Origin of the sequence: Microbulbifer sp. ARAS458-1 (assembly GCF_045348205.1) — a bacterium.
Taxonomy (GTDB): domain Bacteria; phylum Pseudomonadota; class Gammaproteobacteria; order Pseudomonadales; family Cellvibrionaceae; genus Microbulbifer.
This window is the reverse complement of sequence record NZ_CP155838.1, coordinates 2,083,092-2,098,170: the sequence shown is the minus strand read 5'-3', so window position 1 is coordinate 2,098,170 and position 15,079 is coordinate 2,083,092. Positions and strand designations below refer to the sequence as shown.

Genomic DNA, 15,079 nt, shown 5'->3' with positions numbered 1-15,079 from the left:
GTTCTTCCCGGCCATTTAAAGTAACCCCTGTTGCATCTGCTGATCGGCATAGTCTACCGCCCGCGCGGTAAATGCCATAAACGTAATCGAAGGGTTCACACAGGATACGGACGAGAAGGCTGCGCCGTCCGTGACAAACAGGTTCTTCACATCATGGCACTGGTTCCACCTGTTCAGGTACGAGGTTTCCACCGAACGCCCCATACAAGCGCCACCCATTTCGTGAATGGCGCCACCCGGGGGCGCCTCGCCCTCAAACGGGCGGATATTCTGTAAACCGGCCGCTTTCAACATCTCTACGGCGGTTTCGCTCATGTCTTTCACCATAGCGCTCTCGTTTTCTCCGTAGGCAACATCCGTCACCAGAATCGGCATGCCCCAACGATCTTTCTTACTGGGGTGGAGGGTAACCCGATTTTCGTATTTCGGCAGGCTCTCACCAAAGCCCCACATAGTGAAATACCAGTTGCCAGGTTGACTGACCTTCTCCTTGAACGCGTTGCCGATACCTTTGCCGCTCTTGGCCCAGTGCCACCCTGCGCGGCTGGCCCCGCACTGAAATCCATACCCGCGCTCAAACGCACTGTGCTTTTCACGAATATTGCGAAACCGAGGAATATACACACCCCCGGGACGCCGGCCCTTGTAATAGTCTTCGAGATAGCCGGGCACCATGCCAGAGGCCCCGCCGCCACCACAATGATCCATAATATAGCGGCCCAGCAGATCGAAGCGGTTGCCAATCCCCTCCGGGAAAGTTTCAGATTTGGAATTCAGCAGAATCTGTACAGAGGCCAAGGTGGAAGCACACATAAACACCACCCGCGCGCGCACCTGTTTGCGCTCCCCAGTGCGCGTGTCTACATAGGCAACTCCACTGGCACGCCCGGAGCCCTGATCGTAGAGCACCTCCTGAACCTGGGCATTCGCCACCAGCGTCATATTCCCGGTGCGCTCGGCGGCCGGTAGCGCCGCCGAGTTGGACGAGTAGTAGGCACCAAATGAACAACCGCGAGGACACTCACTGCGGGCCTGGCATTGCACCCGCCCAAGTTCCAGGTGCTGCTTCTGGGGCTGCGTGAGATGCGCGACCCGCGCGGGGATAAAGTGACGGTCGGGAAAGGTTTCTTCGATCTTCTTTTTCATATCCCGTTCCACCACATTGAGCGGCAATGCCGGTAGAAATTTGCCGTCCGGCAAAACGTCGAGTCCTTCATAGCTACCGGAAATTCCCACGAACGGCTCCACCCGGTCGTACCAGGGTTCGATATCCTCATAGCGCACCGGCCAATCGATACCGTTGCCATCCATCTTGTTGGATTCAAAATCCAGTTTGCTCCAACGGTAACTCTGGCGCCCCCAGATTAGCGACTTGCCACCAACAGTCGCACCGCGGTACCAGATAAACGGCTTCTTCTGCTCGTAGGGATGATCGCGATCATTGATCAGATGATGGCGGGTATAATCGTTGTAGATATACACATCCTTCTGGATATGCTGCTCCGCCTTGAACTCCTCCGGCACATTCCCCCTGAACGGCATCTGCCAGGGCGCCTTGCCCTCGGTTTTATATTGCCGGTGTTTGACCATCTCGCCCCGATCCAGCACCAGGGTTTTGTAACCCTTTTCACAGAACTCTTTCGCCGCATATCCGCCGCTCATACCGGAACCGACGACGATTACGTCATATTCGGTGTTGCTCATTATTGTTTTCCTTCAAACCTATAGCATGTTACAACCAGGCGCGCCCTACTTCTGCCAGCTTGATTTCTTTGTAGGGTCCCGGAACCGGGTCATAACGCAGCGCTTGAGTGGCGCCGACTTGGGAGGTGTAGTAGCCGATTACGATGAGCTCTTTGAGCTGTTTGTAGGTAGCGTCCTGTCCGGAAGAGCCCAGCCGATCATCCAGAGACTGAATTTTTTCTGTTTTGCGTTCATCGGATAGTGCCAGAAACTCTTTTATTGATTGATCGCACAAGCCCCTCAAGCCATCGACAAACAAATTTCTTGCTTTGAATTCCATAAATTCGCCTAGGTAAAAATCGATATACTCCGGCACCCCTGCCTGACTGGCCGAGGGTGTATCTGACAGTGGAATGACAATATCTGAGATTTGAGAAACGAACTCCAGTTCATCTGGCCCTAGAAAGCCGGACGGCTTCCCGGAAAAGTCCAGCGCAGCATCCAAAGCTGCAACATCATTGGCGAGTGCGCCGCACCCAAGTACAATAGATATATTTCTAAGAAAGCGTCTTCGATCCATACAAACACCAGACAATGGGTGAAAAAAAGCCGCGTCTGTTTCCAAACGCGGCAAGGAATGACAATCTGATTGGGGAAGACTTAGAAGCGCGCCTGCACACCGAAGCGGAAGGTACGACCGGTGCGATAGTCCACTACAGTACGTGACTTTGTCGCATCTCCATCCAGTGGGTTTCCTTCGTCAAACAACACGCTGTTTCCATCCGCATCTACCTCACCCAGGTCCATAAAGCGGCTAGTATAATAGGTGCGAACGCCTTCATCAGTCAGGTTAGTAGCCTGGAAAGACAGCGTCACATTGTCGTTTAGCGCATAGCTGGCAGACAGATCGAGAGTTTGACGACCTTCCTGCCAAAGTGCACCATTGTTCCAGCTACGCTGTGCCAACTGATCGGAGGTACCTTGGTAGGCAAGACGTAACTGGTGCCCATTCTGCTCCCAGAATACGGTCGCGTTGTAGCTGTGCTCTGGTGTGTACGCTACGGGTAGCTCCGGGAGAACGACATTCGAATCCAGTGAGGAAACTTCCTGTTCGTAAGCGCTATCCTGGAACGTATAGTTGAACATGGTACCGAGGCCACCAAATACGCCCGGGAGCATATCGTACGTTTGCGTGTACTGAAGCTCTAAACCTTGAATCTGAGCACCTTTGCCATTTTTGATTTGCGTGGTGCGGAACTGGGCACACATCTGCTCAGGATCGCCTGAGAATGCCCAATCTTCATTCAGCATCACATTGCCTTGCATACGCTTAGGCATACAGTTTTCAAGATCACCGGCTTGCTTGATCAAGTCCGCAGCCTCATAGGGCTCTTCATTTTCGTCCAGCCCCAGGTCACGCAAATCATCCATATAGGTAACGATGGTCTGCGATTCTTCGAAGTTAGTCATGTCCTTGTAGAACAATCCAGCGGCAAACAAGGCGTTATCGGAGAAATACCACTCGAAAGAAAGATCAAGGTTATTTGACTCCAGCGGATCCAACTTGGTGTTGTACAGCGTAATCACGCTACCTGTACGATCTCCCCAAATACTCTCTACCACCTTGAATCCGGGGCGAAGCGAGTCAATCTGCGGACGAGCCATGGTTTTGGACACGGCGAAACGCCCAACCATTTCATCGTTAATAACGTAGTTCAGGTTCAAGCTTGGCAAGACCGCACTATATTCATGCTCATCCTCAACCGCGAAAGAACGCTGACTCAAATCCGGGCCAGGAATGATATTGCCATCTTCATCGAACTGGCGCTCACCATAGATATTGAAAGACTCGGTGGACGTATCGGAATGGCGCCACAGCCACCATTCTGCAATTTCTGCGCCCGCCCAATTATTTTTAACGGCAAGTGGTTCAAAACAGGCACCTGCGTCAGGAAGAGGAACATCATCTTCGCGAGTTTCAGTTCCCATGGTGTCATAGCCCTGACCATCTACCCGAGACCAACGAGTTTCATCATTCCAGTTAGTTCCACCGTAAAACAGGATATCGGGGCAAAGCGGATTGGATGAATCACGCAAGGCTTCAAGGGCGAACGGGTCGAACACTAAGCCATTGTTATTCGGGTCAGAATGGAAGTTCACACCGGAATAGCCTTCAGCTTCCACAGTAGTCTTCACGTAACGAACCCCAATGTCACCAGTCAGGCGGTCATCCAGGAACGCAAAATTCCCTTTCAGATAAACAGCTTGATTATCCAGCTCGGTCAGGCGTGTTTCGGTATTGTCCGGGAGATAATCTACGTCTGTATTACCCAGGGCGGCCATAAATGCTTTTTCAGCGGAGACAACCGCCCAGCCGTCGGTGATATTATCGCGGCCGTACCCCAGCGACTCCATAAAGTTGTCAACCGGGAACTCACCACCGGCAATATTGGTACCGCTGATATCCGTCATCCCGCGAACAGTCGTGAACACCTCGCCAGTAACAGGATCGCGAGTTACGGTACCCTCTGTTACGTTATTAAAGACAGCCATTTGGTTGTCGACGAACTTCTCTCGATCGGAGAATTTTGCACCGAACTCTAATTTATTAACGCCGGCAAAATCCACATCCCAATCCACATCAAAATAGGCAGACTGCTGTGTATCTTCAACAGCTCGGTCTGTTTTCGTCAGATAACTCAGGTGTTGAGCAGCGAGATCATCCGGGTTAAATCCTGTAGTCGAATAGTTATCTCTCGTGTGCTCTGTATCTGGTGGCAACACATCGCCATGATCAACTATCCCGGTACCACCAACCAAGACGCAACGGCCAGATGTACAATCGTAGCCCACCGGCTCTAAATCATCCGGGTGGGTATTCATCATTTGCGTCGCATTGATTCGGTCAAAGTTCTGCATGTTTACATACAAAGATTGACCGGGAAGTTGCTCTGCTTTGGAATAGTTGAGACCACCAGATACAACAATCGAGTCACCAATCTGCTGAGTCAAATCCAGCGAGACAATGGTGTTCTCATTTGAAAAGTTATTGGTGCCCTGAGAAATATCACCCAACGCCGTACGGTTTACCATTTTTGTAAACGTCTGGGTTTCGGTGTCGTAGACATGCCAATTTTGCTGAGGATCAGTCCATTCAGCGGGGTCCATATTGATACCGGCGACCGTCTCCCCTTCGATCATGTTTTCGTAATCACCGATGCGAGTTCTCAGGTCGTGCATAGTAGACACGATATCCTGCTTGTTCCAGCTAACATTTGCATTAACTTCAGTGGTTTCCGTTGCATACCACTGTAAACCGAGATTTACGCCCTGGCGATCTCGTTCATTCTGAAACAGCTGCATATGTGAAAACGGAACGGCGATACCCGTGACATCTTCGATGATATTGCCATTCTGGTCACGAGCGATCCGGGAAGTCTTTGCTACAAAATCTTCAGCTTCGTACTGGTCCTTCCGGACCGAGTTCGTCTCGTCAAATGCGGTAACAATGATCCCCACAGTATCATTCAAGAATTTGCCGGTATACGTAACAGACGCTTTATGATCTTCACCTTCCGCCAGGTCGTTGTAGCGACCCTGGCCGGTAATATTCAGCCCTTCGGTAACTTCCAGCGGCTTGGCAGAAACCAAATTGATATTCGCACCCAGGGACCCCTCGTCGTGGTCCGCGCTGGGGGTTTTCACCACTTCAATTTTTGAAAGTATATCTGCGGAGTAAGCTGACAGGTCCACTGCTTGACTGAATCCCGTAGAACCCAGCTGCACACCGTTCAAACTGATGTTGTTCTGCTGCGCATTCGCACCGCGCACGGTGATAGTGGTGCCTTCACCGTCGGCAGTCTGCATGGAAACACCAGTCACACGGGACAGTGCTTCGGCGATGTTCTGGTCGGTGGTTTTACCGATGTCTTCGGCGTTGATGGTGTCTTTGATGTTGCCGCCGTAGCGTTTGTCATCAATGGACTTTTCAATACTGGCACGAATACCAGTCACCTGAACTTCTTCAAGTGCTTCGTATTGGCTTGGGTCTTCGGTTTCCTGCGCGAGTGCCTGGCCGCTACAAGCGGACAGTACGGCAACTGACAGTGCAGACATACGGAAGCGATTACGTACAGTGGACGTAGACATGGCTAACTCTCTCCATCGGATCGCATTTTTATTATCAATTCGGCATTCACTGATACCGCTAGTGGCGCCGCCCCTAGTTTTCGAAAGAAGACCCGGTTTTGTTATCTAGTGGGTTTCTTCCATCGATGGCTTAATCATCCACCAACCCCGGAAATTATGTCAACTGTTGATTGTTAACAATTAAAAACCATTGTTTAATGGTTGGTGAACGGGGCGTCAGCAGCCAGAGTGAGGCGATCCGAACCTCAATCTTTCAAGTTATTGTTTTATAAGTATTTTTTAACTAGCTACTCATTTATTGGCAGCCCGTTGTTGACAATTTACAAGGTCGCTTTGGGGGAGTAAAGATGCAATCCTCTCGCCCCAGGCACTCACCGCGCAGCGGCAAGACTTAACTGTCATTCATTCATTTGATGGCGCAAATTGTCCCAGACGGCGCGTATAAGGCAACGTATAAAGGTGACTGGTATGACAGATCTGGTAATTCTGGGAGAGAGCATGGTGGAATTCAGCCAACGGACCCCCGGAATGTTCCAGCAATCCTACGCTGGGGATGTGCACAGTGTGGCGGTGTACTTCAAGAGACTGGCCAGTTCCGGTGATCGGGTGCGCCTGATGACTGCCGTGGGCCACGATGCGGCCAGCCATGGGCTGGTGTCTGCCCTGGCGCAGGAATCCATCGATACCTCACTGGTTTTCCGCCACCCCACACGCCAGTTGGGGCTGTATATGGTCAATACCGATAACCGGGGTGAGCGCAGCTTCAGCTACTGGCGCTCGGACTCTGCGGCCCGGGAGGTGATGCCATTGTTCCGCGAAGCCACCCAGGTGACTGGGGATGGCGGTTATCTGCCCTGCGGCATCGCCCCGCGTCCGGATCTGTTTTTCTTCAGTGGTATCTCTCTGGCCGTATTAACCCCCAATTCCCGCCCTGCGTTCTGGGAATTGCTGGAGCAGCTGCACGACGCCGGCACCCGCATTGTGTTTGATCCGAACTACCGCCCCAAGCTGTGGAACTCCGTAAAAGAGACCAGAGCGGAGTACGCGCGTGCCTTTGAGTACGCGCACCTGGCATTGCCCGGTATTGAGGACCTGTCGGCTCTGTACGGAGTGAACAGCTTTGACAGTGCCTGCGATTTCCTGGACGGCTTTGATATCGAAGAGCTGGTGATCAAGGACGGCCCCAACGGGGTCTGCTACCGCGGGCCAACGGAACACTTTGTTGAGCCGATTACGCCGGTTGCCCAAGTAGTGGATACCACTGCTGCCGGGGATTCATTCAATGGCTCCTACCTCGCCTACCGCAGCCAGGGCTTGAGCCCACGCGAAGCCATTGCCTGTGCCGCCAGAGTGTCTGCACTGGTGATTCAACACAAAGGAGCGCTGGTGGATGCCGAAGTATTTCGTCATTACCTAACAATGCCCGCACGCAGCGAACAATAAATCCGATCGAGAAAACGGAAAACCAACCATGAAAAGAAGAAGCTTTCTGAAGCTCGGCTCCGGTGCCGCTCTGGCACCAGCCATATCGCCTTCCCTTGCGGTTGCCATGGCAGCGGCGCGCCCAAAGCTGGTGGAGACTACGCCACTTGGCAGCCTACCACGTGGTACTCAACACTGGCTCGGCGGCCACTTCTGGGGCAACCGCCTGCAGGACTGGCAGTGCCGTGAGGGGCGCCTGGAGTGCCTGCAAGGGGACAAAACCTTTGAGGTACGCACCGCTGCCCTGCTGACACGGGAGTTGATAAACACCCACAAACCCGGCCGCATCCGCGCCCGTGTCGGTCTGCTGACACCGGACGCCAAAGGGTTTTGCGGATTTCTACTGGGCGTCGGCGCCGGCGAGCTGGACTACCGCGGCGCGGCGCTGGCACAGCGCGCTGGCGGCACCAACGGCGGCTTTATGGCGGTGCTGGATGAAAGCGGTAATCTCGGCTTCCGCGACTTTTCCGATCAGGACCACAGCATGGCGTTTACCCAGCTGGAGCGGGAAGGCAGTGTCAGCATCGCTCAAGTCGGCCAGCGGGAAATCCTGCTGGACTGCCATATCGACCCGGTCAAAAACGGCCGCTTTGATGTGCGACTGATAGCCAGCGATGCACACAGTGGCGAGGAGTTCGGCTTTGCGGTCCGCACCGAGGTTCCAGCAGAGCAACTGACCGGCGGTATTATGCTGGTTTCCTCTCCGCCCGCGAATGCCGCCGGTGCACGCTGGTGGTTTGCGGATATCGAAACCGGTGGGGAGAAAATTGCCGAGCATCCACAGCGCCAGCTCGGGCAGGTGATGGGTTGTATGCACAGTCTGAACTGCGGTAATAATCAGGCTGTGATGAAACTTTCCGCCCAGTTTATGCCGATCGATCTGACGGCGACTGCAAACGCTATCCTGGAGTATCGAGCGGTTGGCACTAATCAGTGGCAATTGGGCGCCGAGCGACCCATCGAGGACGGCTATGTCGCGGCCTTCCGTATCGCCGGGTGGGATGCGAGCAAAGACCACGAATATCGTGTGCGTTTTACCAATAGCGAAGCGGCGCTCTACTCCGGTACCATCGCCCGTGATCCGGGCCAGTCCCGCCCACTTAAAATCGCGCTCTATTCCTGCATCATTCCCACGGCGAAAAGCCTCGATGAAACGGAGTACAAAAAGCATATTCCGGAAGAGCGTATTCTCGGGCGTTACACCAAGGACAGTATTTTCTTCCCCCACAACACCCTGGTTTCCCACTGCGACAGTCACCAACCGGACCTGTACGTGTTTGCCGGGGACCAGTATTACGAGACATTCCCCACCCGCTACGGCCGTGATACCCCCCAGGCGAAGCTGGATACCCTATACCGCTGGTACCTGTGGTACTGGACCTTCCGCGAATCCGTGCGCAACCGCCCTTCCATTGTACTGGTGGATGACCACGACGTTCTGCAAGGCAACCTGTGGGGCAATAAAGGCGATGGCAGTGGTGGGCCCCGGGAGGAAGATGGTGGCTTCAAGCACGATATCGAGCTGGTGAAAATGGTGTACCGCATTCAGAGCAGCCACACGCCGGATGCCTACGACCCGACACCCATTCGCCACGGGATTCCGGTGACCTATGCGCACTTTGTTTACGGCGGCACCAGTTTCGCGATGGTGGAGGATCGCAAGTTCAAATCCGCACCGGACTATGAAGCGGATCGTCTGACGGTTACCGGCGAGTTGCTGGGGCAACGGCAGGAGCAGTTCCTGCAGGACTGGGCGAAGATGGACCCGGGTCTGCCGAAAATCTGCCTGACCGCCTCTATCTGGGGCTCACCGCAGACGGATGAGGAAGGCAAGGGGTTGATTGATTACGACGCCAACTGCTATCCCCCCGATGGGCGTACCCGTGCGGTGAAGCTGGTGGAAGATGCGAAGGCGCTGGTGCTTGCGGGGGACCAGCATCTGGGGTTGGTGGCGCGGCAGTACAGTGGCGCCTTCCCTGTGGGTGATGAGAGCGCGGGGGCACTGTTCTTCTCAGGTCCTGCTTCGGCGGCGTTCTGGCAGCGCTGGTTTGAGGGTTTTGGCAAGCTGGAAGGCCGTTACGGTGACGATCCCAATACCGGGAACTTTACCGATCCGTTTGGCAATAATATGCGCGTGCTGGCGGCGGCGAATCCGAAGATTACTCATGCGGAGTTCAGTGATGACAATACGACTTGGGGTAAGTTTGTTTCCGATCGCAATCTGAAAAGTGAGGGATACGGGATTGCGGTGGTGGATCATTCGGAAGGGCAATATCGGCTGGAGTGCTGGCCGTGGGATGCAGATCCAGCGCGGGACCGACAGTTCGCTGGATGGCCGCAGGTGCATCCGATTGAGTCCTCGGCAAGTCCCGATCCCACCGGATAACCCGTTCTTTCCTATCCCGGTGGCGGCGCCGCTACCGGGTACAGCCGCCTTCGCATTAAGCTTTCGAAACTATCCCAATTTATTTTTTAGAAAAATTAACTTCCGTACCTGCCCCATAGAAGCCCCCAACCAGTAAGCCGCCTGTAAATATCCATGTTGATGGAAATGCACGAGCTTATCCGCGTCGAGCTTTTGCAGTTTTTCTTCGTTGACCGTATAGAGGCCTTCGTAACGCTTCTGTTCGCCACTGGCGAACTGTACGTTGATGTGGGCGGGTTCGATCAGGTCATTGTCGGCCAGGGCTTTGAGGAATGCGGTGGTGGATTCCATACCCGCCATCAATTGCCCCATAAGGTCGCTGACCTGCTGCATGAATGGTGTGTTGTTGCCTTGGTCGTCGAACAGACGTTCACCCTCCCCCCCGTTTTCGTGAATCCGTTTACTGCTCAGGTCCAGGGTAATCACTGCGCCCTTGTCTTTACCAACGTCTTCACCAGCACCGGCCTGTGGATTTTTGTAGCCAACCATAAAGGGCTGCCGGCGGACATGCATGGGAATGTATTGGGCATCCCAGCTCTCACCGCTCAGGTAGAGGTTTTCACCGGGTTCGAAACCGAGCAGTACACACAGGGAGAACTGGCCATTACTGGGGTCTTTGGTGATGCAGACCGGGTATTCGAGCACGAGGTTGCGCAGCTCGTTCGCAACTACGGGCACCAGGTGGGTGGCTTCGCCGTACTCGGCGCCGCGCTTGGTAACGACGGTAAGGTTGCGGTGGCTTTCGTTGTTGAGGGCAACCACATTGCTATTTCGTGGGTTTGCTTGTGCGCTCATGGTATTTCTCTCCTTCAGATTCTTTGTAGGCCATGCTGGCAGATTTTGTTGATCAGGTCCCGGTGGTTTTCCAGGGCGGCGAGCATCTGCTGTGTGGCTTTCTGTTTTTGCTGGAACAACTGTTGTGCTTGCTCCCGATACTGTTCCGACAGGCCGAAGGCATTGGGCTCCGTCTCGAATCCCATTCCGTAAAGCACATACTGGTAGCTGGCTGCGGGGAAGACTTCTACCGCGCGGTCGAAGTCATCGTGCCACGGGGGCTGGTAGCGCCACAAGGTAAGGAGCTCTTTCAGACTGGCTGGGATAGTTTCTGGGTCGCGATTGTCGAGCCAGAAATGGCTATCCGTGCGCTTGGTAAGTACATAGTGCAACTTGAGGAAGTCGATAATGCGGTCCCAGCGGTACAGGAAGGTATCGTTGAATCGCCGTGCCACAACATCCATTGCAGCCCGGCTTGCGGGGAACTGCTCGGCAATCATACTCGCGGAGATTTCCACCAGCACCAGCGCCGAGGCTTCCAGCGGCTCCAGGAAGCCAGCAGAGAGACCGATTGCGACACAGTTGCGGTGCCAGAACTTTTCCCGGTGGCCGGGCACGATGGGGATTTTGCGCACCCCCATTCTATCCAGCTCTGCCTCACTCAGGTTCAGATAAGCGGCGAGCTCGCGGTAGGCTCCCGTTTCATCGATATGCGCACTGGAAAATACATGCCCTACTCCGCGGCGATTCTGCAGGCCGATATCCCACACCCAACCGGCGCTCTGGGCGGTTGAGATGGTGTGAGTGGCAATGGGGCTGTCTTCGTTCTCGTACGGGATCTGAACGGCCAGCGCGTTGTCGATAAACAGCACGTCTTTGCAGGAACGGAACGGCACCCCGTAGTGATCACCCAGTAAGCGCGAGCGAAAGCCACTGCAGTCGATAAACAGATCACCTTCAATATCCCCCGCAGTCTCTGTCTGCAGGGACTCAAGATCGCCGTTCGCCAATTCGGTAACGCCGGTGACATCCGCGAGGATATGACGCACGTTCAGATGTTCTATGCAGTGTTTTTGTAGGAAACCTGAGAACTTGCCGGCATCCAGGTGGTAGGCGTAATTGGCAACGGCGGCGTATTCCGGGGTGCCGATCTGTTTGGGCGCGCGGTTGTGCTCACACAGGGCTTCCTGAGGGCACACCATATCGGAGAAAGATTGATTCCGGTCCCCACACAACCACTGGGGAGCAAGATTGAACTGATTGAAGTTCTCCGGCAGCACTAGTGGGTGATAGTAAAAATCGTCCTCTGCACCCGTGGTCCAGCGCACAAATTTGGCGCCCTGTTTGAAGCCCACGTTGCACACGCGGATAAAGTCGGTTTCACGGATACCCATTTTTTTAAGGGTTGTACGCATGGTGGGCCAGGTGCCTTCACCTACGCCAATGGTCGGCACATTCGGCGATTCCACCAGAGTGACACGAACCGGATTGGCCTGGTCCCTGTTGAAGCGTGCAGCAAGGGTGCCCGCGGTAATCCAGCCTGCGGTACCACCACCGAGAATAACGACGGATTTTATTGGATCAGTCATTTCTGACCTCTGGTTTTTATACGGTGAAAACAAAGAGGGCCACCACATCTGTGGCAGCCCTCCCTGGTACTACATGAACAATCCAGCGCTCACTTAAAACTTGGCGCGTACGCCGATGTTGTAGCGAGCCCCATACTGCTGGGCGCTGACCAGCTGATTGGCGAACCGACCGTGACGACGGATGGTTTCTTCAGTAATGTTCAGCCCCTCCACAAACACGGAGATATCCTCAGTCACATCGTAACTGGCATTCAGGTCCCACTGGCCGTAGGCTTCATTGAACACAGGCTGCCCCCCAATCTGGGATTGACGGGTAGCCAGTAGGAAATCATCGCGCCAGTTGTAAGCCAAACGCGCCTGGAATGCGTCTTTCTCGTAGAAGCCGATCAAGTTGGCGGAGTCGCTCATACCGGTCAGAGCAAACACATTTTCATTGTCGTACACGTCGTATTCGACATCACCATCGACGATGGTTGCATTAAAGATTGCACCAAATCCGGTATCACCAAACATATGTTGGACGGCCAGCTCCCAGCCGTAAACCTCAGCATCCTCCAAATTGCCGGGGGTGGCCACATTCCAGGTCACCACCGGATCACTCGCATTACCGAGACAAGCCGGGTTTGACCCACTGGCATCAGGGCAGCCCGGGCGCGGGTTAACACTCGGGTCTGTAATCGGATTGCCGTTGACGTCGGTGATCACACGGTCTTCAAACGTTGCGCCAATAAAGTTCTCAACGTATTTCTTGAAGTAGCCCACAGATGCATAGCTACCCTCGTCGTAGTAGTACTCTATCGACAGATCAAAGTTATCGGAGGTAATCGGCAACAGACCCGGATTGCCCTGAGAGGCGTTAAACGGGCCGCCGGGACGTGACACATTCAGGGACGTGGACGGGAACATCGCGGAGATGTCCGCGCGGCTCAAGGTGCGGCTGTAAGAAGCGCGGGCAACAAGTTCCTCACTCAACTCAATACTCGCATCCAGATTCGGCAGGAAGCGAGTGTAATCCCCTTCCAGAGTATCGGCGCTTGGTGTGTCATCATTGACTTCGCGCAGCTCTTCGTCGTGCCAGTAGCTAAGACCGAGAATACCATTCTGGATTGAAGTACCGACCACTTCTGTATCTTCAAATCGCAGCCCGGCGTTCAGGCGAACCGGGTAACCGTTAAATTCGGTTTCGAAATCAGCCGTAACAAAGGCCGCCAGGGTTTCTTCTTCCACCTTGTTGAAGGTTGGCGTTGCCTCGAAGTACTGACCACTGGCTTTAACTGCCTCAATGAAGTCAGATGCCTCATAGTCTGCCAGCAGCGGGAAAAGGCCAGCATTACTGCCAATTTGATCGCCAAAGTCACCCAGCTGCTCAAAGTCGATACCAAGAGATGCCAAGTCGCCCAGATCTACAAAGGCGAAAGATTGGCTATCGTAGGAATCTACCTTGTAATCCGTACTGGCAATACCAAATTTGATGGTTTTGAGTGCCCCGTCGCCCAGGTTCTCCCAAGTGCCATCCAGTTGGAACTGTTGAATCTGGTTTTCGATTTCCAGTCCTCGCTCCTGGAATAGGTCGGATACGATATTTTCTGGGGCGAACGCACCACCAGCGAGAGCAGAATCATCGAAGCTGATACCTGGCAAACCGCTACCGCTGGAAAAGTCCGCGGTAATATCCACCAACTTACCCGGGTTTTTGGTATTCGCGATGGTCTCTGCGGGAATCCCGCCCGGCTGGGAGTGAGAAGTAGAATCGTGCACGTCCAGGCCGAAGCTCAACGATTCGGTTGCATCCCATTCGACATTCAAACCGACAGAGTCGTTTTCGGTTACAAACTGATAATTCCACGCCCAGAAATTGAGCTCGTCGTTCAGGACACTCGGGTTAATTACGGTACCATTGCTGTCCGTTACACCGGTGGAGCTGTCAAACCAGACACTAGTCCGGTTCATGGAAATATCTTCGTCGTAGCGGGACGCGGTGTAATCCAGGGTCGCCGTTACGTTGTCTACCGGCGCAAACTGCACAACCAGCTGCGCATTTTGACGTTCCCGCTGGTGGTCGGCCACGTCTACGTCAAAGGTCCAGGGGGCCCAATAAGTGGCTTCCGGGTTTTTATTGCGATCAATGGCCGAAGTGTCGGCCGCACCGTAGTTGGGAACCCAGGCCTGAGTGCTCACCGATTCACTGCGGCTATCGCGCACCGCGTGGGACACCGCTACCAGGACACCAAGTTTATCTTCGAAAAAGGTGCTGCTCACCATACTGGCGATTTCCGGAGTGACGGTATCACCTTTTTCGACACTGGTGTCCATGACACCTTTCACGCTGGCGCTGGCGACAAACCCGTCGTAATCGAATGGCCGTGCGGTCTTGATATTGATGGTGGAGCCGATACCACCGGAGTAAATATCTGCCTTACCGGTTTTAAATACCTCTACGCCACTGACACTTTCCGCAGAAATTTCCGCGAATTTGAAGCTGCGGTTAATACCTTCAGACTGCAGCGCCGATGAATTCGGCATCTGCCGTCCATTCAGGGTCACCAGATTAAAGTTGGGGCCAAAGCCGCGCACAGTAACCTTATTACCTTCGTTGTTGCTGCGGTCGATGGATACACCGGTAATTCGCTGTAAGGATTCTGCGAGATTGGTGTCCGGGAATTTACCGATGTCTTCTGCCGAAATCGCGTCCACTACGCCGGCGGAGTCGCGCTTGACGTCCATGGCGTTAGTGAGGGATTGACGAATACCGGTCACAGTAATTTCTTCTAGCGCACTGGTGCCGGTTTCCTGGGCGTAAGCGCCTGCAGAAACAGCCGAGATCACGGCAGCGGACAAGGCGCTCAGGGTGAAGCGCTTGTTATAGATAGGCATGGATGCTCTCTCTCCATCTGTAGGCTCGATGCTCAGACTGCACACCAAAGCGGTGACCGAGTTTCGAGCGCTTTTTCATTATTGAGTTGAACCTTCCTCGCGG

At 54.1% G+C, this 15,079-nt stretch carries 8 protein-coding genes; 2 read left to right on the top strand and 6 right to left on the bottom strand.

Going from position 1 to position 15,079, the window contains the following annotated elements:
• Positions 1–15: 15 nt before the first annotated feature.
• The 3 genes from AAFH99_RS08560 to AAFH99_RS08550 form a co-directional block, all read right to left on the bottom strand.
• Complete coding sequence (locus AAFH99_RS08560) at positions 16–1,704, bottom strand: GMC oxidoreductase (RefSeq protein ID WP_406827500.1); 1,689 nt, start codon at positions 1,702–1,704, stop codon at positions 16–18.
• Positions 1,705–1,732: 28 nt separating this feature from the next.
• Positions 1,733–2,263, bottom strand: a complete 531-nt coding sequence (locus AAFH99_RS08555) for a gluconate 2-dehydrogenase subunit 3 family protein (RefSeq protein WP_406827499.1) — start codon at positions 2,261–2,263, stop codon at positions 1,733–1,735.
• Between the two features lie 80 nt (positions 2,264–2,343).
• Positions 2,344–5,832 (bottom strand): TonB-dependent receptor, encoded by a 3,489-nt coding sequence (locus AAFH99_RS08550; protein ID WP_406827498.1) that lies wholly within the window; start codon positions 5,830–5,832, stop codon positions 2,344–2,346.
• A 468-nt stretch (positions 5,833–6,300) separates the two neighbouring features.
• Between AAFH99_RS08550 and AAFH99_RS08545 the strand changes: the two genes are divergently transcribed.
• Positions 6,301–7,275 carry a sugar kinase gene (locus AAFH99_RS08545; protein ID WP_406827497.1) on the top strand — a complete coding sequence of 325 codons (975 nt, stop codon included), beginning with the start codon at positions 6,301–6,303 and terminating at the stop codon, positions 7,273–7,275.
• A gap of 28 nt (positions 7,276–7,303) precedes the next feature.
• Positions 7,304–9,700, top strand: coding sequence for an alkaline phosphatase D family protein (locus tag AAFH99_RS08540; RefSeq protein ID WP_043317031.1), 2,397 nt, complete (start codon positions 7,304–7,306; stop codon positions 9,698–9,700).
• A 69-nt stretch (positions 9,701–9,769) separates the two neighbouring features.
• Here the strand turns inward: AAFH99_RS08540 and AAFH99_RS08535 are convergent, their stop codons facing one another.
• From AAFH99_RS08535 to AAFH99_RS08525, 3 genes are all read right to left on the bottom strand, one after another.
• Positions 9,770–10,534, bottom strand: coding sequence for a SapC family protein (locus tag AAFH99_RS08535; protein WP_051686980.1), 765 nt, complete (start codon positions 10,532–10,534; stop codon positions 9,770–9,772).
• A 14-nt stretch (positions 10,535–10,548) separates the two neighbouring features.
• Positions 10,549–12,102, bottom strand: a complete 1,554-nt coding sequence (locus AAFH99_RS08530) for a tryptophan halogenase family protein (protein ID WP_406827496.1) — start codon at positions 12,100–12,102, stop codon at positions 10,549–10,551.
• 93 nt (positions 12,103–12,195) lie between these two features.
• Positions 12,196–14,976, bottom strand: coding sequence for a TonB-dependent receptor (locus AAFH99_RS08525; protein WP_406827495.1), 2,781 nt, complete (start codon positions 14,974–14,976; stop codon positions 12,196–12,198).
• Between the last annotated feature and the right edge of the window lie 103 nt (positions 14,977–15,079).

Coding starts and splice junctions, on each gene's coding strand:
- AAFH99_RS08560 (WP_406827500.1), bottom strand. CDS start 1,704: ATGAGCAACACCGAATATGACGTAATCGTCGTCGGTTCCGGTATGAGC.
- AAFH99_RS08555 (WP_406827499.1), bottom strand. CDS start 2,263: ATGGATCGAAGACGCTTTCTTAGAAATATATCTATTGTACTTGGGTGC.
- AAFH99_RS08550 (WP_406827498.1), bottom strand. CDS start 5,832: ATGTCTACGTCCACTGTACGTAATCGCTTCCGTATGTCTGCACTGTCA.
- AAFH99_RS08545 (WP_406827497.1), top strand. CDS start 6,301: ATGACAGATCTGGTAATTCTGGGAGAGAGCATGGTGGAATTCAGCCAA.
- AAFH99_RS08540 (WP_043317031.1), top strand. CDS start 7,304: ATGAAAAGAAGAAGCTTTCTGAAGCTCGGCTCCGGTGCCGCTCTGGCA.
- AAFH99_RS08535 (WP_051686980.1), bottom strand. CDS start 10,534: ATGAGCGCACAAGCAAACCCACGAAATAGCAATGTGGTTGCCCTCAAC.
- AAFH99_RS08530 (WP_406827496.1), bottom strand. CDS start 12,102: ATGACTGATCCAATAAAATCCGTCGTTATTCTCGGTGGTGGTACCGCA.
- AAFH99_RS08525 (WP_406827495.1), bottom strand. CDS start 14,976: ATGCCTATCTATAACAAGCGCTTCACCCTGAGCGCCTTGTCCGCTGCC.